This is a genomic window from Spirochaeta isovalerica (assembly GCF_014207565.1).
Classification (GTDB): domain Bacteria; phylum Spirochaetota; class Spirochaetia; order DSM-2461; family DSM-2461; genus Spirochaeta_F; species Spirochaeta_F isovalerica.
In genome coordinates, this window is the sequence record NZ_JACHGJ010000001.1 from 662,229 (window position 1) to 679,854 (window position 17,626).

General features: G+C 43.4%; 14 protein-coding genes. 1 reads left to right on the forward strand and 13 read right to left on the reverse strand.

What is annotated here, in order from left to right; genetic code table 11:
- Window positions 1–22: 22 nt before the first annotated feature.
- The gene (locus tag HNR50_RS02785; protein ID WP_184743387.1) at window positions 23–1,687 is read left to right on the forward strand and encodes a nucleoside kinase; all 1,665 of its coding nucleotides are present in this window, start codon (window positions 23–25) and stop codon (window positions 1,685–1,687) included.
- Here the strand turns inward: HNR50_RS02785 and HNR50_RS02790 are convergent.
- The 13 genes from HNR50_RS02790 to ftsY form a co-directional block, all read right to left on the reverse strand.
- Window positions 1,677–3,224 (reverse strand): tetratricopeptide repeat-containing diguanylate cyclase, encoded by a 1,548-nt coding sequence (locus tag HNR50_RS02790; protein ID WP_184743390.1) that lies wholly within the window; start codon window positions 3,222–3,224, stop codon window positions 1,677–1,679. The two genes, HNR50_RS02785 and HNR50_RS02790, sit on opposite strands and share 11 nt — an antisense overlap.
- Window positions 3,225–3,377: 153 nt before the next feature.
- Window positions 3,378–4,103, reverse strand: a complete 726-nt coding sequence (locus HNR50_RS02795; RefSeq protein WP_184743393.1) for a GIN domain-containing protein — start codon at window positions 4,101–4,103, stop codon at window positions 3,378–3,380.
- Complete coding sequence (locus HNR50_RS02800; protein WP_184743396.1) at window positions 4,100–4,471, reverse strand: GntR family transcriptional regulator; 372 nt, start codon at window positions 4,469–4,471, stop codon at window positions 4,100–4,102. Before HNR50_RS02800 ends, HNR50_RS02795 begins: the two co-directional genes overlap by 4 nt.
- A complete protein-coding gene (locus HNR50_RS02805) occupies window positions 4,461–5,276 on the reverse strand; it encodes a hypothetical protein (protein WP_184743399.1) in 816 nt (271 codons plus the stop codon). Before HNR50_RS02805 ends, HNR50_RS02800 begins: the two co-directional genes overlap by 11 nt.
- 1 nt (window position 5,277) lies before the next feature.
- Complete coding sequence (locus HNR50_RS02810) at window positions 5,278–6,117, reverse strand: ABC transporter ATP-binding protein (RefSeq protein WP_184743402.1); 840 nt, start codon at window positions 6,115–6,117, stop codon at window positions 5,278–5,280.
- 122 nt (window positions 6,118–6,239) lie between these two features.
- Entirely contained in the window at window positions 6,240–8,492 is a 2,253-nt protein-coding gene (locus HNR50_RS02815; RefSeq protein WP_184743405.1) for a tetratricopeptide repeat protein, read from the reverse strand.
- 49 nt (window positions 8,493–8,541) lie between these two features.
- Complete coding sequence (locus HNR50_RS02820; RefSeq protein ID WP_184743408.1) at window positions 8,542–11,034, reverse strand: ATP-dependent Clp protease ATP-binding subunit; 2,493 nt, start codon at window positions 11,032–11,034, stop codon at window positions 8,542–8,544.
- A 12-nt stretch (window positions 11,035–11,046) separates the two neighbouring features.
- On the reverse strand, window positions 11,047–12,060 hold the full coding sequence (locus HNR50_RS02825) for a hypothetical protein (RefSeq protein WP_184743411.1): 1,014 nt from the start codon (window positions 12,058–12,060) through the stop codon (window positions 11,047–11,049).
- A gap of 266 nt (window positions 12,061–12,326) precedes the next feature.
- Window positions 12,327–13,643 (reverse strand): ABC transporter permease, encoded by a 1,317-nt coding sequence (locus HNR50_RS02830; RefSeq protein WP_184743414.1) that lies wholly within the window; start codon window positions 13,641–13,643, stop codon window positions 12,327–12,329.
- Entirely contained in the window at window positions 13,640–14,314 is a 675-nt protein-coding gene (locus HNR50_RS02835) for an ABC transporter ATP-binding protein (RefSeq protein ID WP_184743417.1), read from the reverse strand. Before HNR50_RS02835 ends, HNR50_RS02830 begins: the two co-directional genes overlap by 4 nt.
- Before the next feature lie 18 nt (window positions 14,315–14,332).
- Entirely contained in the window at window positions 14,333–15,607 is a 1,275-nt protein-coding gene (locus HNR50_RS02840; protein ID WP_184743419.1) for an ABC transporter permease, read from the reverse strand.
- Window positions 15,604–16,617 carry a hypothetical protein gene (locus HNR50_RS02845; protein WP_184743422.1) on the reverse strand — a complete coding sequence of 338 codons (1,014 nt, stop codon included), beginning with the start codon at window positions 16,615–16,617 and terminating at the stop codon, window positions 15,604–15,606. The genes HNR50_RS02840 and HNR50_RS02845 overlap by 4 nt, the downstream gene beginning before the upstream one ends.
- An 80-nt stretch (window positions 16,618–16,697) precedes the next feature.
- Complete coding sequence (gene ftsY, locus HNR50_RS02850; protein WP_184743425.1) at window positions 16,698–17,609, reverse strand: signal recognition particle-docking protein FtsY; 912 nt, start codon at window positions 17,607–17,609, stop codon at window positions 16,698–16,700.
- Window positions 17,610–17,626 lie beyond the last annotated feature (17 nt).

Genomic DNA, 17,626 nt, shown 5'->3' on the forward strand with positions numbered 1-17,626 from the left:
ATTGTTCTGGAAGGAGATTTTCATGCAGAAAGTTAAGGTTACGATTCCCGGCGGAAAAACCATTTCCTGTGAGAATGGAATGTCATTGCGGGAGATTACCGATAAGGAGAAATTGAATTCTACGGGTTTTCCTTTTATGGCCATGAGAGTAAACAACAAGATTTACTCTTTAGCTTCTACAGTCAATTATAACTGCGTTATCGAACCTGTAGAACTGGATAGCACCGATGGATTGAGAATATACAGAAAGAGTCTTTCTTTTCTGCTTGAAATGGCATCGAAAGAGGTTTTTCCTGATTTAAGATTGAAGATAAGTCATTCGATCGGAAGCAGTATCTATTATTTCTTTGACGATATCCGAGACATAAAAGAAGAAGACCTGCAAAGCCTCAGCAATAAAATGACAGAACTCGTTGCAACGGCTTATCCCATTGACATTATCAAAGTTCCCTATATTGAAGCCGTAGAAATGTTCGGAGAATTCAATCAGCCGGAGACTCAGCTGCTTCTGCAGGGAATGAATTGTTCTTCCGTCTCCATGAACATCTGCAACGGATTTATGGCGCCTTCTTTCTATCCTCTTGTGGATAACACTTCCGCCTTGCCCTATTTTGAGATTATGAAATACAGGAACGGGTTTCTGCTTCGCTATCCCGGTTCTAAAAGTCCCAGGGAAGTTGTTCCTTTTGAAGACAGGCCTCTTCTCTATTCCATCTATGAAGAGTACAAGAACTGGGGGAAAATCCTCAATGTAAACTGTGTCGGGCAAATGAACAAACTGACGACCAACAAAAAAGAGATCCAGCATTTCATTCGCGTGTCAGAAGCGCTTCATAATAAAAAAATCGCCCATATCGCTGATGAAATCCTGCACAGGAAAGGAGATGTAAAGGTTGTTCTCATCGCCGGTCCATCTTCTTCGGGAAAAACGACTTTTACGAAAAAACTGGCCATAGAGCTTCAGGTTGTCGGTTTCAATCCGATTATTGTCTCGCTTGACGATTATTACAGGCCCCGTCATGAAGTTCCGATTGATGAATTCGGCAAGGTTGATCTGGAAGCTCTTGAAGCCCTTGATGTTCCGCTGCTGAATAAAAATCTCATAGATCTTTTTGATAACAAAGTTGTCGAAATCCCGGTTTTCGATTTTAAAATCGGAGGAAGAAGAGATACAGGAAAAAAACTGCAAATGGGAGACAGAACGATCCTTCTTATGGAAGGAATTCACGGACTGAACGAAAGACTGACACCGGATATACCCGCAAGCAGGAAGTACAAGATTTATCTCTCTGCTCTGACTCAGCTGAACATCGATGACCATAATAGAATCGCCACAACAGATAACCGGATTATCCGCAGGATGGTTCGGGACCACCACTTCAGAAACTACGATGCCTTAAATACCTTCAGGATATGGCCATCCGTTAGAAGAGGAGAAGAAAAGAATATTTTCCCTTACCAGGAGTCGGCGGATTCGGCTTTCAATTCAGCCCTGGATTATGAAATCTCGGTTTTAAAAGTGTACGCCGAGCCTCTTCTTCAATCAGTAAAACCGGACAATCCCGAATACAGTGATGCCGCGAGGTTGCTTGATTTTCTCTCCAGCTTCACACCCATACCCAGTCATATGGTTCCCGAGGATTCAATATTGCGTGAATTTATTGGAAATAGTTCTTTCAAGTATTAGTTTTATCGGTTTTCAGCTCATTTTTGCAGCTGTCAATGAACTCGTGCATTGTTCCCTCTCCACTGTACACTGCTGAAGCGGTCGTATAAGAGAGGGACATTTCTTTATCATTTATTTTAAAACGCTGCTCAATCAGAGAGTGTTCCAGCCGTTCTCCTAGAAGAATTAGACTTTCTCGATCAGTTGAGGGAAGAAGAACGGAAAATAAAAAAGGTTTCCACAAGGCTATAAAATCCTGACCTTTCAGCTCCGTATTAAGAAGATCGCCGATGAATTTCTGAAATTTTTCTCCCGCTCCGTCTTCTATATCCTTATCCAGATTTCTATACTCACTGAATGATATAAAGAGAAGAGAGAAATCTTTCCGGTCTGTTTTCCACTGGAGAAATGCCTCTCTGATTTTCTCTTCGATTGCCTTGCGGTTCGGGAGCCCCGTAACAGCATCGGTTTTTGAAAGAACCATTTCTTTTTTCAGATCCCGACTCAGCTTTTCAACAACTCTTTGATTTCTGCGGTAGAGCTGGTAAAAGATGAAGAGAAGTGCGAGAAGTCCAACCAGAAGTAGAGTGCCATAAATAATTAATCGGTTCTGTGATGCAATTCTGACCCGCTGTTCATCTATTTCCTTTTCTTTTTCCAAAGTCTCGTAATAAGCTTTAATGCTATTCAGATTCTTCTCGTTTTTACCTGAATCGTAAATTTCCTTTTGCTTATAATACAGTGATAAATAATTATAAGCTTCTTCAAACTGATTCATCTGCCTGTAGATAAAAGCCAATGAAGAATAGGCTTCCAGCCTGTTTGGTTCATCTCCGCTGCTGACAGCCAGTAAAAGCGCGTCCTGTCCATATGAAAGAGCCCTAGTATTGTCATTGAGACGTGCATAATTTCTACCGAGAAGACTCATCGCCGAGGACCTGACAGCTGTCATAGCTGCTGTTTCAGAGGTTTCCCTGATAATGGCGATAAGCCTGCTGACAGATTCCCGAAGATTCCCGTTTTTATAAGCAATATCCCCGGAAAGCAGTTGTAATTCCTGAATAATCAGCTGCTCCTCCAGTTCTTTGGCTATAAGAAGTGCCGATTCAGTGTATCCAGCTGCTTCAGTATATTGTCCCAGGTCTCTGTGAGTTTCAGCCAAGGCTTTCAGTGTAGATAGTTTTTGAATGGTATTTGCATCATCTTGATTCGCAAGACTTTCATGAAACAGTGTCAGGGCTTTTTCCTTATCATCGAGATATCGATAGACTATGCCCATATTGTAGGAGGCGTAACTTATCAAATCGGCAAACTGATATTTAAGAGCCGTATCATAGCAATAGTTCAGGTATTCAAGACTTTTATCAATTTCAAGAAGATAATAATAGGCAATGCCCATTAATGCCTGTGCTTCCGCTCCCAACTTATTGAAGTTTTCAGCTTCAGCCAGACTGAAGGCTTTTTTTGCAAGATTAAGCATTTCTCCGGCTTTGTCAGGCGTTAATGCTTCAGCCTGTTGATTATAGCTGCGAATCTGATCTTCAATAGTCGCAAACATAAAATCATTAGATTCTCCGTCCTGGGAGAAGATTGATAGAGAAAATATAAAGGCAAGAGTTAAACTTAATAATAGCCGTCTCATATTTTCTCTATTCTAGCCTTTAATGACGGGAGTTTCACGCAAAAACCGCCCCTTTCGAGGCAGTTTTTTTTAATTATGTTCCAGAGAACCGATTCCCGAAACCTGAACGGTCTGTTGAGACACCTTTCCTCTATAGTTGACGCTGGCTGCTCCGCTGACTTGTCCCGTCAGGGTTCCGCCTGTCATATTCAATCCGATCTTTGCAGCTCCGCTGATATCAAGGACACAGTTTTCCACTTTGATTTGCTCAAAATCCGCATTTGCGGCACCGTTAACGATCAGATTAAGATTTGTGATCTGTACATCTTCCGCCTCAATATTACTGGCTCCTGAATTTCTGACTTCCAGAGAATTGAGGTCGAAGTTTTTCAGTTCAATATTTCCCATGCCGGTAAACTCGATCTTTTGGATATCGGGCATTCCGATTTTGACTTTGACGACTTCTGATTGATCCGGGAGACCTCTGATATAGCCGTCATATGTCAGGGATAATGTTGATCCGTTCTTTCTAGCCTCAATAATATCCAGTAATGCTTTGTCTGCTTCTATTTCAACTGAGTAATTATCTGAACCGTATATTTCGACATCCCACATATTTTCGAAATACAGACTATCAAAATCAGAAATATCGTACGCGCGAGTATCGGTAATACCCTCCGCCTGGAGAACGGAGCTATTGTCACGGCTCCGTTTGACAAACTGCTCCGCATGATATCGGAAGAAGATCATCGCTGATAGTAAAATGAGCAGGATGAAAAGAGCGCCGCCCAGAAGCGTAATAGTGCTTTTTTTCATTTCCCGGCCTCCTTAAGATAAGTATTGTAAAGATCACTCAGTTCATCCGGTGTAATTCCCAGAAGCCTTCCGGTTCTGAATACATCGGGAAGATCAACTTTTACATAGTGATCTTTTTTGATTTTCCTTATTTTATCTGTAGATCCTTCGGAGATAAAATAACCGATGCCTCTCTGGTTGTACAGGACTTCTTCGCTCTGAAGATGATTGTAGGTTCTCATGACTGTATTGGGGTTTACTTGTAATTTCATTGATAACTCCCGGACTGACAGGATTCTGTCTCCTTCTTTCCATTTACTTGTCAGGATATTTTCACTGACATATTCTGCGATCTGAAGATAAATCGGCTGGTTTTTATTAAATTCCATCTCGAACCTCTTTTTCCGCAAGTTTGAAATAGGCCACGACATAAAAGAACGGAGCCAGGATACCCCAGAAAAAGACTTTTGCCGCTATGATTACAAATCGTCCGAACCCTGTAAGCTCAGACATGGAAAATCCGGTGAATCTCAGGAAATCCGTATCATTGAACTGTATGTTCTGCATTGTCTGAAAAAGACTACCGAATATGACTCTGGCCAATACTGCCCCGATAATGGATAGAGCTATCTGGAAAAGAGTGATACTGAGCAGCGTTTTTGCAAAGGGGTGTTTTCTGAACGTAGCAGCGCCGGCAAAAAAGATCGATTGGGAAACCAGATAATAGGGAATCAGCTGAAGAACTTCTTTGCTGAAAGGGTTGAACCAGTTATGCCTGATACCGAAAAGCAGAAGATTGAAACTTTCTGATATGGCTGCCAGGACCGGATATAACAATGTCAGAAGAATGGCATAGAAAACAGAGGAAATAAGCAGCCTTGAAAGCATTTTCTCAAATGTGGAACCCGGAAGAGTCAACCAGTATATATTTCTGGATTTATCATGGGCATCTTTGAACATTGATGATGAGAGAATATAACCTCCGGGAAACAAAAGTAGGATATAGAATATAAAATGGAATTGACTCCCATTGAGATCCGTTCCGTTTAACTTGAATAAAAGCATGTTTAATGCGCTTATGACAATCATGACTCCGGCTGCCGAGCTGAGCCATATAATCAGGTTTTTGTATTCGGAAAGCATATCTTTCCTGATGAGCTTAAGCGTTCTCTGCAATGAAAAAAACTCACTCATTTCAGACCTCCCTGCTTATGAGATTTTTGATTTTTGAACCGGAAGCCACAATTGTGTTGAAAAGAATTTCCAGATCGATCTCCCCTTCTTCTCCCGTCTCATTTCTCGTCACTATTGTGTAACCGTTCAATCCTTCCTCGCTGTAAAGCGCTTCGGGATTCTCTTCTTTTTCTACTGTCACCCTCAGATTCCTGTTAATGACCTCCATTGATTCGTTAAATAGGATTTGTCCATCATCGAGGATGATTACAGGGTCTATGAGATTTTCCACATCTTTAACCTGATGTGTCGAAATAATGATAGTTCTGTTATCGCTCATTGCCATGGAAACCAGCCTGCGAAACTGTCTTTTAGAGGGGATATCGAGACCGTTTGTGGGTTCATCAAGTAATAGAAGAGATGTACCGGAAGCCAGACCGAAAGCCAGAAGATACTTTTTTTTCTGACCGAGAGAGAATTTCGACAGCCGCTTATCCATATGGGGATCTATTTCGAACTCTTTCAGGTATTCATGGAATTTTTCTCCGTCGAAGTTCGGATAGAGACCACCGAACATAATCTCGTATTCGGAGGATTTTAACGGAGGTAGATAGAACTCCTCAGGCAGATAATACAGATCCTCGAGAAATGAAGGAAGTCTTTTAAAAGAAGATATGTTCTTTACAGCGCAGCTTCCCTCTTCAGGGTAAAGCATTCCCGAGATCACTTTAAGCAGAGTGGATTTTCCAGCTCCGTTTTTTCCCAGCAGACCATATATATTCCCCTCTTTCACATTCAGGCGGAGATTACTGAATAAAACATTTTTCCCATAACGGAAATTCAGGTTTTCAATATTTACCATTTTTACTCCTTATTAGTGTACTATTCACTTAATACACTAATAATGTAACAACTATTTTTTACTGTGTCAATAAAAAATCGCCTTTGAAAACAAAAGGCGATTAAATAAATCTATAAAACATTCTAATTTTTATTTTTGTTCATATCGTATGATTGTCTGAATCCGATGGACAGAACATTATCTTCAATTAGCGGAGAGAGAATTTGATATGTATCTTCAATCCATTGAGAGTCAGCCGCAATATACATCAGGTCTGTCATGACTAATGTCGTGAGAAATCCGGCTGTTTCATCAGGATAAGCCCCTATAAGGCTTCTGAAGATTAAAAGCGTTGAAGTTACATCGACCTTCTCGATCTGATTCATGGCCGCGGTTATAAGAACATCTTCAGGATTTCGCTTGCCCAGGGCATCCAGCTCTTTACGGAAAGCATCTCTTCTGTTCAGGGCAAGAAGAGAGACTAGTTTGATAAGGCGTAACTCATTGGGATAAACCCCAAGAGAAGTCACCATTAAATCGGAGAACTGAAGTGTCCTTGACCAGTCCTGCTGGAGAAAAATTGAGAGAGCTGTCATTTTCATTGCTTCTCTCTTGCTGTCAGAAGTTGAAGAGAGTTTTTCTGCAAGATCGGAAAAAATCCTTTCCGAAGTTTTGAAATTCAGCATATAGAAATAACTGCGTCCCATTTTGAATAACGCTTCTATAGACCTGTCTCCAACCGAAGCTTCAGCCGACCTTCTGAAAAAGTCAGCCGCGTCGTTGTACTTTCGCGCTTCCAGAGACAATTCGCCCTGTCTGAACAGGATTTCGTCTTTCCTCGGGAAATCGATATCTTTTTCAAGAAGAATGGTAAAGGCATAATCAGCTTGTTCCAATCGTCCCATGTCGTAGAGAAGAAGAGCTTTATCCACGAGAATATCGGTTCTCTGATTTTCCGTATCCGCTTCTCTCAGTGCAGTATCGAGAACAGTAAGTGCCTCATCTCCCTTATTCTGAGAAATGAGAATCCGGCCTTTTCTATGCAGAGCCGAAGCTAAATAATCCGAATCGGGAAATTCATCTATGATTCTCTCATAAGCAGACAGAGCTTCAAGCCGGTTCCCCTCCTGTTCATCAAGTTCACCTTTGACATAAAGAAAATAATCGAGATAGGCCGTATCCCTGTTTATCTGGCTGCCGATAAACATGGCAAGTTTTAAGGTATCACCTTTTTCCTGCAGGTATTCTGTTATAGTAAGAGAAGCATCATCGGCAGCAGTGCTGTCGGGATAGAGTTCGACAAGCCTGTACAGATATGAGACGGCTTCCTCATTACGTTTCCCATCCATTAAGATCTGGCCGAGATAGTAAAGGCTCATCTTCACTTTTTCTTCATCCGGACCTTTTACAGCTTCCTTGAGATATGATTCCGCTGCCGGGTTCTCAGCAGAATCAATTTTCATTAGAGCCAGTTCGAAATAATAATTCTGAATTTCGTATTCATCGTCACTGAGAGAAATAATCTCTTGATAAACTTCAGAGGCTTTTTCCATTTCTCCCGCGTCTTTCCAGGTTCTCCCCAATACTCTCAATCCGTCGAGGTAGTATTTCCCGTCGGGGTAATCGGACAGGAGCAGTTCCAGATATTTAACAGCTTCATCGCTCATGCCCAGATTCTGATAAATATCTCCAAGACGGAAAACTGCTGCTTCGCGGAATTTATTATTACTGTTCATAAACAGATAAAACTGGAGCTTGGAAGCGGCGTCTTTCAATTCTCCCATGTAATACAGCGATTCACCTATGTAAAACTGAGAATCAGAGACGAGGTTCGTATCTATGGAATTGTTAAGTATTTCCGCAAACTGTTCTCTGGCAGAAGAGAAATCCCCTTTATTAAAATAGAGAATGCCGAGTTTCAGTCTCGTCTGGGATATTATTTTTTCCTCTCCCCCTGCGACAATTCCATTTCTGTAGGCTTCCATGGCCTTTTCGGGCATGGCGGCTTTTTCATAGGATTCACCGAGATAGAGATAGCTTCGGCTTACAAAAAAGCTTTCGCTGCGGTAATCCGTCTGTTCGAGAAAATTTTCAGCAGCTTTATCATAATCCTTTAACGCGTAATAACATAAACCGAGCCAGTAGGAAACACGGCTTTTATAGGCGGAATCGGAATATTCGCTTTCAAAAAGCTGGAAAGCATTAATCGACTCGATGTAATTCTTCATATAAAAATATGAGACGGAGAGCATATAGTTTACGCCGTCTGCTCTGGGATCGTCGGGATAGATGCTGATGAAATCGTCAAAGAGATCTACCGCCCGGCTGTATAATTTTGATGAAAATGCGTCGCGTCCCTCGGAGAAGAGATCGTCAGCAGGAGTTTGAGAAAACACCGGCAGAAGAATTCCTCCTAAAAAAAAGAGGATGAGCAGATATTTTTTTTTATTTTTGTTCTTTGATCGCAACTTCATTTTTTTTCTTTTTTTCCCTGAATATGATTTTTCCTTTACGCATCTCCGCGGAAATAACGGCTCCGGCAGCATATTTCCCTTTGAGTATTTCAACAGATAAGGGGTCTTCGATTTCCTGTTGAATGGTTCTTCTCAATTGTCGGGCGCCATAGGAGATATCATAACCGATATCAATAATATGCTCTTTAACTTTTCTCGAAATGTCCAACGTGAGATTCTGGGAACCTATTCTGGCTCTCAGATCCTTAACAAGGATCTCAAGTATCTTACTGATATTATCACCTTCAAGACTGTGAAAAACAACAATTTCATCGATACGGTTGAGAAACTCCGGTCGAAAGAGCCGTTTCAGCTCGTTCATAGCTGAAGATCTTATCTCATGATAAGCCATAACTCCCGGTTCAGCCTGAAATCCGAGACCTCCGCCTTTAATTATATCACGGGCTCCGGCGTTGGAAGTCATAATGACCACCGTATTGCGGAAAGAAACCCTATGGCCGAAACTATCCTGCAGCTCGCCTTCCTCAAGTACCTGCAGGAGGAGGTTGAACACATCGGCATGAGCTTTTTCTATTTCATCGAGAAGAACGACACTGTAGGGCTTTCTCCGTATTTTTTCCGTAAGCAGACCACCCTCTTCATATCCGACATAGCCGGGAGGAGCTCCTACGAGACGGGAAACATTGTGTTTTTCCATATAATCCGACATATCGATGCGAATGAGGGCGCTTTCATTTCCGAAAAGAAATTCGGCAAGGGTTTTCGCCAGAAGCGTCTTTCCCACACCTGTGGGACCGAGAAAAATAAAAGATCCCAGAGGCCTTTTGGGTGAACTGAGCCCTGTTCTCGAACGCCTTATGGCTGCAGCAACGGCATTGATAGCCGGATCCTGACCAATGACTGTCCTGTGCAGCTCTTCCTCAATTTTCAAAAGCTTCTGAGACTCATTCTGGACGATTCTGGAAAGGGGTATACCCGTTACTTCCGAGATAATGTCCTGTATGTCCTGAACATCTACTGTCGTCACTTCGTCTTCCAGAGAATTCTTCCATTCGATTTTGAGTTCTTCAATCTCTTTTTTCAGAGAGCGGACATCATCGCGTACGTTAGCGGCTTTTTCGTAATCCTGATTATTGACAAAAGAGTTTTTCATCTCCGTTAGTTCGGTAACCCGCTTCTCCAGCTTCTGCAGCTCCGTAGGCTGTACGGAATTCTTGATCCTCTTGCTCGAACCCGCCTCATCCATCAGATCAATGGCTTTGTCGGGGAGACAGCGGTCGGAAATATAACGGCTCGACAGTTTGGCCGCGGCTTCCAGAGCCTGATCGGTAAAGGAGACTTCATGGTGTTTTTCATATCGCTCTTTAATACCTCTGAGAATATCGAGGGTGTCCTCAATGGAAGGCTCCTCAATTACGACATGTTGAAATCTTCTTTCCAGAGCCGCATCTTTTTCTATGTATTTTTTATATTCATTCATTGTCGTCGCGCCGATACACTGAAGCTCACCGCGAGACAAGGCCGGCTTAAGCATATTGGATGCGTCAATGGCACCTTCTGCACCACCGGCTCCGATTATGGTATGGAGCTCATCGATAAAGAGTATGACATTTCCTGCTTTCTCTATTTCCTTCAGTACTTTTTTAAGCCGTTCTTCAAACTCTCCGCGATACTTCGTTCCGGCGACAAGCGATGCCAGATCCAGGGCCACGAGCCTTTTCCCTTTGAAGAAAGAGGGCGCCGTCCCATCGACGATCTGCCTTGCCAGACCTTCTATAACAGCGGTTTTACCGACACCCGGCTCCCCGATGAGCACCGGATTGTTTTTTGTCCGTCTGGCCAGAATCCTGAGAACCCGGCCGATTTCCTTCTCTCTTCCTATTACGGGATCAAGCAGATCCTGAGTGACAGCCTTTGTCAGATCGCGGGAAAATTCATCGAGAAGTGATGTTACCCCCTGCTCTTTATTTATGCCCAGCCGCTTTCTGATAGCCGCCCGTTCACTTCCGCTGTCGGAAATACGCTTTCCTCCGCTCAGATCGAAAATGATGCCGCGGAAAACTTCCAGATTGACTTTGTAAAGAGACAGGAACTTCTGGGATACGCTGCCGGGCTCTCCGACAGCGGCCAGAAGGAAATGCTCCGTCCCTATGTAATCATGATTGAGGTTCCGCGCTTCATTGGCGGAATTTTCCAGAATGAGTTTCGCTCTGTGGGAAGGCGGAACATCCCCCAGATTGAAACTTCTTTTTCTGACGGGTATATTTTTCTCCAGCTCTTTAAGCATTTCGACCGTATTGACGCCCAGTCTCTGAAGTGCTACATAACCTATTCCATCCTTTTCCTTGAGGATGGCAATTATTATATGCTCGGGCAGAAGCTGATCGGAATGGAACCTCTTCGCTTCTTCCTGAGCGGATATTGTCAGTATTCTCTGTGCTCTTTGTGTTAGTCCTTTAAACATATCCAGCTCCTGTTACAGATTGAAATTCAGACCTTTTCTGATTGTTTCAGCCCGCAGTCTCATAATATCATTTTCATCCGGATTGCTCTCATATGCAAATGATCGGAGAAATCCGTTCCCGATCGAACGGAAAATTTCGGGAAAATCATCCAGCGACAGGTCTTTAAACCAATCGATCGCAGCTCCGAGCCGTACTAGAGAAAGGGCGGAAAGCGCTTCCTGTTCAGAAATCTGCCTGCAATAGCGGAGCAGACCGTAGGAACGGAATATCCTGTCCTCGAGAATAGGATAGCGCCCGTCGAGAAGATCTTCCCTCGCATCCCTCTCGTAACGGGCGAAGAGACTGGCTGCTTTCTCCAGCTGACCGGCTTCGTTTCCCCCGACGAAAGATCCATTGCGTGTTGAAATAATATAGAGCCCTCCAAGAGACTGAGTTCCCCCTCCGTCAAAACCGGTAACTTCCAGATTGGTTTCAATTGTGTTGATTATAAGATGATCCATCAGATCCGATGCGCTGAGCACGGGCAGATGAAGAAAAACCGATGCCTTGGCTGCTGATCCGCTATCGGAAATATTTGCCGTCAGATAACCGTTTTCTCCATCCATGGCGAAGTTGTACCGTTCGGCCAGAGCTTCTTCGATCGCGAAAGTGCGTTTCATAACCGGCTCAACCGCCAATCCTTCTGTGAATGAGGATATGCGGATATGATCCAGATCTCCCGTAACGATCGATGTCTGCCGCGGCTCGTCTATGGCAACGAGACCGGAGCCTTTCCTGTAAAAACGCTCGCTTATAAACTTTCTTTCTTTCAGGACGATTCTGTCAAGTTCATCAAGGTCATCAATTTTGTAGACAGTAAAATCTCTGTAGACAGGATTGGATTGTATTTCCTTTGAAAAAACCCGGTTAAGCCTTTCGATTTCCTCTTCAGACATCGTCGATATAAATTTCCAGCCATGAAGATTTCGGGCCAATCTGAAACGGGTGGACAATACGATGTCGTTATCAGTTTCTGACCGGCTCATTCGTTACCCTGCATTGCATTTTTATATGCCTGATCACATGCCTGAACGCATTATAACACTCGGGACATCCGACTCTCCCCTCTTCCAGGACAGAATAGAGGTCAGTGTAGCATAGAGGGCAGATTTCAACTGTATGTCCGGGATTAATTATCCACTTGTCTTCATCAATATAGTCACGATTCACCGAATATGGGCCCTTTACCCTTTTTCAATATAAGTGACTTTCGATCAGCTTGAAAGCAATAAAAAATGAGAGGCTTTTTTTTTTAGTGTTTCCTCAAAACTTCAAGAGGTTTGACCCTTCCCGCCCTTTTCGCCGGTATGGAAGAGGAGAGAATAGAAAGAAACAAAGTCGCCGAAACAATTATGATAATCTGATCGGGTTCAATGACGACCGGCACATTATCGAGATAGTAGGCACTGTTGAGGAGCTCGAAAGTTCCGCTTTCCTTAAGCGGTATAAAACTTCCCGCTACCAACCGGAAAAAAGAAATAAGACTGTTAAGAACTGCTTCAACTCCGCTGATTATCTCGTTGATTTTCAAAGAAATAACTATGCCGGACAATGTACCCAGCACAGTTCCCGTTATACCCGTCAGAAGACCCGTAATGAGATATGATAGAGTGATATCCTCCGGAGAAGCACCGAGGCACTTCAATACCGCCACCTCTTCTCTTTTTTCCAGGACCAGCATGACAAGAGAGGATGAAATATTGATAACGGCGACACAGACGATCAGTGCCATAATGAAAATAAGCATCATCTTTGTCGTCCTGAAGTTTTCCTGCTGAGACCTGTTCAGACTTTCCCAGGTATAAATGCCCCATCTTTTCGGAAGGGCGTCGCGGACAGCGAACATCTCCTCTCTCAAATTATCATAGGGCTTCATGGTTTTAATTCCGATTATCGCCCGGGACGAATTCTCTGCCAGAATTGAAGTCCCCGTATCAAGAGACATAAAAGCCCACATTCTGTCCAGTTCGTCATATCCCGTCGAGAAAACACCTTTGACAATGAACCTGGTGACTTTCGGCAGAAACTTTCCGTTGGAAAAGAATTTCCCCGTGAGAATTTTCAACTCGTCTCCAGGCTCGAGATTTAATTTTCTGGCCAGATCTCTTCCAATAACTATGGAATCGGCAGTGGAAATATCAAAAAGACCTTTTTCCATGGAAATATACTGCCTCACGCCGGAGTCGGAAGAATAAAAATCCTCTTCAACAGCTCTTATCGTTACGCCGTCACGTCCGCCCTGACTGTATGCCAATCCGTATCCCTGCCGCTCAACGGTAGCGTTTCTGACTTCAGGCAGATTCTTCAGGTTCTCCGCCTGTTCAATCATTTCTTCTATGGTGTGAGTGGAATAGGGGTATGTCTGAAGATGATAGGAAAAAGTCTCAAGAGTCCTTTCGGTAATCCCTCTGATCATTCCATCGGAAATATGAATGACAACGACCAGGGGTATAAGGCTGAGAGTGATGCCGATTATGGAGCCCAGAAGAGGTCTCGACAACTTAACTCCCTTTCTTCCGAATGAGAAAATTCTGAATGAAAGATAAAATAGTGTTTTCAGGCGGTTCATTTTTCTTCCAGTACTCCACCTGTCAGATGATAGGCTTTATCGACCCTTTCGGCCAGAATGAGATTATGAGTGACAAGGAGGAGAGATTTACCGAATTCTTCAACCAGGGAAAAGAGTATATCCTCAACGATCCGGGAATTTTTTTCGTCCAGGTTTCCAGTCGGTTCATCGGCCAGTATCAATTCGGGATCATTCACCAGTGATCTGGCCAGGGCAATTCTCTGCCGTTCCCCTCCTGACAACTGGGAGGGAAAATGCTCTTTCCTATCGGCCAGACCGACTTTTTCTATCAATTCCTCCGCCTTCATAAGCGCCTTTTTTTTATCGAAACCGGCTATTCTGGCCGGTATGGCGATGTTTTCCAGTGCTGAAAAATCCTTAAGAAGATAGTGGGACTGAAATACGAGACCTATTGATTTTCTACGGTATTCGGTCAGCTGTTTCTCTGTCATGGTGTGAATGGGAAAACCGCAGGAATAAATCTCTCCGCTGCTCAGATTATCCATTCCGCCGATCAGATTCAGCAGAGTGCTTTTCCCGCTTCCCGACTCTCCGGTAATAACCGTGCTCTTTCCACCTTCGACATTCATATTGAGGTCGTGGAGAATCGTCAGATCTTCAGCTCCGGTGCTGAACACTTTTTTCAGTTGATTAATTTTCAGAATATCCATATAGAATCTCCTAGTTTTCTATTCATAACGCAGAACAACAGCAGGTTTAACCGATGTCACGCCGCGGGAGGCAATCCAGGCGGCGACAACGGCCGACATCAGAGCGACAGAAGTAATATATATGACATCAGGTGTCATAATTTCAATCGGAACCCTCTGAAGATAATAGGAACTGCCTGTATAAATTGCAAAATCATCCGCCGGGCTGTTTCCTGACGACCGGATATTATTGACAAGGGTTTCCACAATCCCGAAAACCGCGTTGATATTTGTCGTTACCAGATACCCCAGTACGGCACCGAAAAGGCTTCCCAGGAAACCGATAATGGCCCCTTCGGTAATAAAAACGGCCTGGATAGCCCCCCGTGTGGCACCGACAGCTTTCATAAGTGCGATTTCTTCAATTCTCTCCACGACGGAACGTTTCATCGAATGGAAAATATTAACAGCGACAACAAGGAAAATAAGACTGATCAGTATCATCATCATAATCTTTTCCATAAGGAGAGCGCTGAAAAAGGATTTATTGTAATCCCGCCAGCTCTCCATATAAAGCCCTTCGAGTCCGCTTAACTGCCTGAGATTTCTGAGAACTTCCCTGTCCCTGTAATGATTGACCAGCTTGATCCCGTAAACCGTATCTGATTCAGGAGCAAAGAGATAAGAAGCCGACAGGGGAATAAATGCCATGGTGCTGTTTATTTCATAGTATCCCGACCGGAAAGTGCCTTTGACAAGGAATTCAAGATTGACAGGAGATAATTTTTCATAACCTTTGCCGGCAAGTGACAGCAGGTTGATTGTATCTCCCGGTCTTATGCCCAGGGAGAAAGCCAGATCCGCACCTATGACAATGGATCTTTCATCGCTCAGATCGAAGACTCCGTCGGAAATTGTAATTTTATCGGCAAAACCCTTATCAAAATCGAGAATGGACGGCTCGACAGCCCTGATGGCCGCACCGCTCTGTTCCGACATAAACCCCTGCAATATTGTCTGGATATCGATAAACGGCGTTACAGCGGCAACGCCATCCATAGAGAGTATTGATTCCTTCAGCTCGGGTGTCAGTGCTTTATCCCCGTCTATTCTGATATGGTAGGATCTGATTTCATTGATATTTGTAATAAACCCCTGCTGGAAACCATTCATGACAGCCATGACTCCCATGAGAGTCATAACACCGACAGCTATGCCTGAAATGGATAAAATCGATGCGGTATGGCCCTTCTCTTTTCTCTTTGTCAGAAAATACCGCGATGCGATATGATAAATCCATTGAATTTTTTTCACGATCCCCCCCATTCCCGGGTTCTGGTCACTTCACCGCCTGATATAAACTCTTCCCGTGTTTTGACATCTTTTCTGTAATAGACTTTCATAAAAAGCTCATCGCGGTCATAGAGTTCCTGGATGAAATTCCGTCTGTCTTCCAAATCATAAATCTTTCTGTATTCCAGAATGCCTCTATCGAAGAACTCTTCTTCCGCTAAAACATCTTCCTCGTACTTGTAGATGACAGTTTCCCTGACACCTGAACCTCTCCGGTCTTTTCTTATGAGCAGGCCTGAATCGTAAAAAAATACGGATCGTTCCAGAAACTCGTCATTAAGATACTTTTCCTCTTTCGAGACAAGTCCGGAATCATTCATAACCTGAAATGTTTTCTTTCCCGTAGATAGATCTTCTATGGAAATTTCTGAAAGAATCCCTGTATCGCTGTATGTACGGTTTTCCTGTAAAATCAATTTATCCCCCAGAAACCGCACAACTTTTTCGAGTTGCCCCTCCCGGTTGCGGTATCTGACGACTTTCACGTTCCCTTCTTTCTGCACATCCATAAACTTCGTATCGTCGAAGCTATTGACGGTGCTGCTGTTTAAAACAGTTTGATCTTCAAAAGTTTGTACAGACCGCAGTGAACCGTCATGTCTCATACTATAAACTTGAGTTCTCCCGCTTTGTCCCGTTCTTGAGATTGTAACCGAGACAGGCTTACCGTCATCACTGTACTCGTAGTTTTTTTCTTCGAGGATTCCGCCCTTATCATCGTAAAAGAATTCTTTCGTCATCCACCCGGATGTGTCGTAAAAAGTTTCCTCAACGGGTAAACCATCCCTGGACCGGGATGAATAGGACAGCTGGCCGCTCGAGGAAAAATCTCTTTCAAAACGACTGTCGACAGAACCGTTATGATAGAGGACCAGTTCATGATGCGGCCCGTCTTTTGAAACCTGAAGGATCCAGCCCGGCTCTTTTTGCCAGTCGGTTTTGTCATTCAGTTTCTCAAGTTCCATTGCCATACTGTTGGAACGATAGTAATCCTGAGAATTAATTATGAATGAGCAAACCAGCAGAAAAAAGAATAAAGCCGTTTTTTTCATTAATAACTGAACAGATCTTCAAGATAGCTCTCTGGTTGAAAAAGCTCTAAATCAGTTAACTTTTCTCCTTTACCTATAAAGGCGAAGGGAATTCCCAGTTTCCGGCTGATGGATATGATGTTACCGCCCCTGGCTGTCGAATCGTATTTTGTCAGAATGATGGCATCGAGTTCCACGGCTTCGTTAAAAACTTCAGCCTGCTGCAGACCGTTTTGACCGGTTGTCGAATCGATTACCAGGATTTTTCTGTAATTGTCGCCCGGTTCAATTTTTTTGCGAATGACTGAATCTATTTTCTGCAGCTCTTTTACAAGATTAGTGCGGTTATGCATCCTTCCTGCCGTATCAGCCAGGACAAGAGTCTCCTTTCTGGCCTTGGCAGATGCAATGGTATCAAAAATAACTGCCGAGGGATCGGCTCCCTGACCCTGATGAACAACGCGGAATCCTGTCCTTTCTCCGTGAATTTTCAATTGCTCGACAGCGGCAGCCCTGAACGTGTCACCGGCACTCAGAACGATGTCTCTATTCCCTTTTTCTCCGTAATAACGGGCCATTTTTGCGATAGAAGTGGTTTTTCCTACGCCATTGACGCCGAGTATCAGATATACATTCAGTTTATCTTTCTCAGGAATAAGTTCTATGGATTTAATCTGCTCGGCCAGAATAGACTTGAGTTCTTCAATTATTTCATTCTGGGTTGAGATTTTCTTTGCTTTTACATGATTTCTCAATTGATCGACGATCTCCATCGTCACGGTTCCGCCCATATCCGATTCTATAAGCAGATCTTCAAGGTCCTCGAAGAGAGATTCATCTATAGTATGATTATTGAGCAACTCGAGCAGGCGTCTGCCGAGATTTTTCCTGACGCCTTTGTCTGTTTTCTCTTTTTTTCCGAATTTAAACATATTTTCCCTTAAGTAAC

Coding starts and splice junctions, on each gene's coding strand:
- HNR50_RS02785 (WP_184743387.1), top strand. CDS start 23: ATGCAGAAAGTTAAGGTTACGATTCCCGGCGGAAAAACCATTTCCTGT.
- HNR50_RS02790 (WP_184743390.1), bottom strand. CDS start 3,224: ATGTTTGCGACTATTGAAGATCAGATTCGCAGCTATAATCAACAGGCT.
- HNR50_RS02795 (WP_184743393.1), bottom strand. CDS start 4,103: ATGAAAAAAAGCACTATTACGCTTCTGGGCGGCGCTCTTTTCATCCTG.
- HNR50_RS02800 (WP_184743396.1), bottom strand. CDS start 4,471: ATGGAATTTAATAAAAACCAGCCGATTTATCTTCAGATCGCAGAATAT.
- HNR50_RS02805 (WP_184743399.1), bottom strand. CDS start 5,276: ATGAGTGAGTTTTTTTCATTGCAGAGAACGCTTAAGCTCATCAGGAAA.
- HNR50_RS02810 (WP_184743402.1), bottom strand. CDS start 6,117: ATGGTAAATATTGAAAACCTGAATTTCCGTTATGGGAAAAATGTTTTA.
- HNR50_RS02820 (WP_184743408.1), bottom strand. CDS start 11,034: ATGTTTAAAGGACTAACACAAAGAGCACAGAGAATACTGACAATATCC.
- HNR50_RS02825 (WP_184743411.1), bottom strand. CDS start 12,060: ATGAGCCGGTCAGAAACTGATAACGACATCGTATTGTCCACCCGTTTC.
- HNR50_RS02830 (WP_184743414.1), bottom strand. CDS start 13,643: ATGAACCGCCTGAAAACACTATTTTATCTTTCATTCAGAATTTTCTCA.
- HNR50_RS02835 (WP_184743417.1), bottom strand. CDS start 14,314: ATGGATATTCTGAAAATTAATCAACTGAAAAAAGTGTTCAGCACCGGA.
- HNR50_RS02845 (WP_184743422.1), bottom strand. CDS start 16,617: ATGGCAATGGAACTTGAGAAACTGAATGACAAAACCGACTGGCAAAAA.
- ftsY (WP_184743425.1), bottom strand. CDS start 17,609: ATGTTTAAATTCGGAAAAAAAGAGAAAACAGACAAAGGCGTCAGGAAA.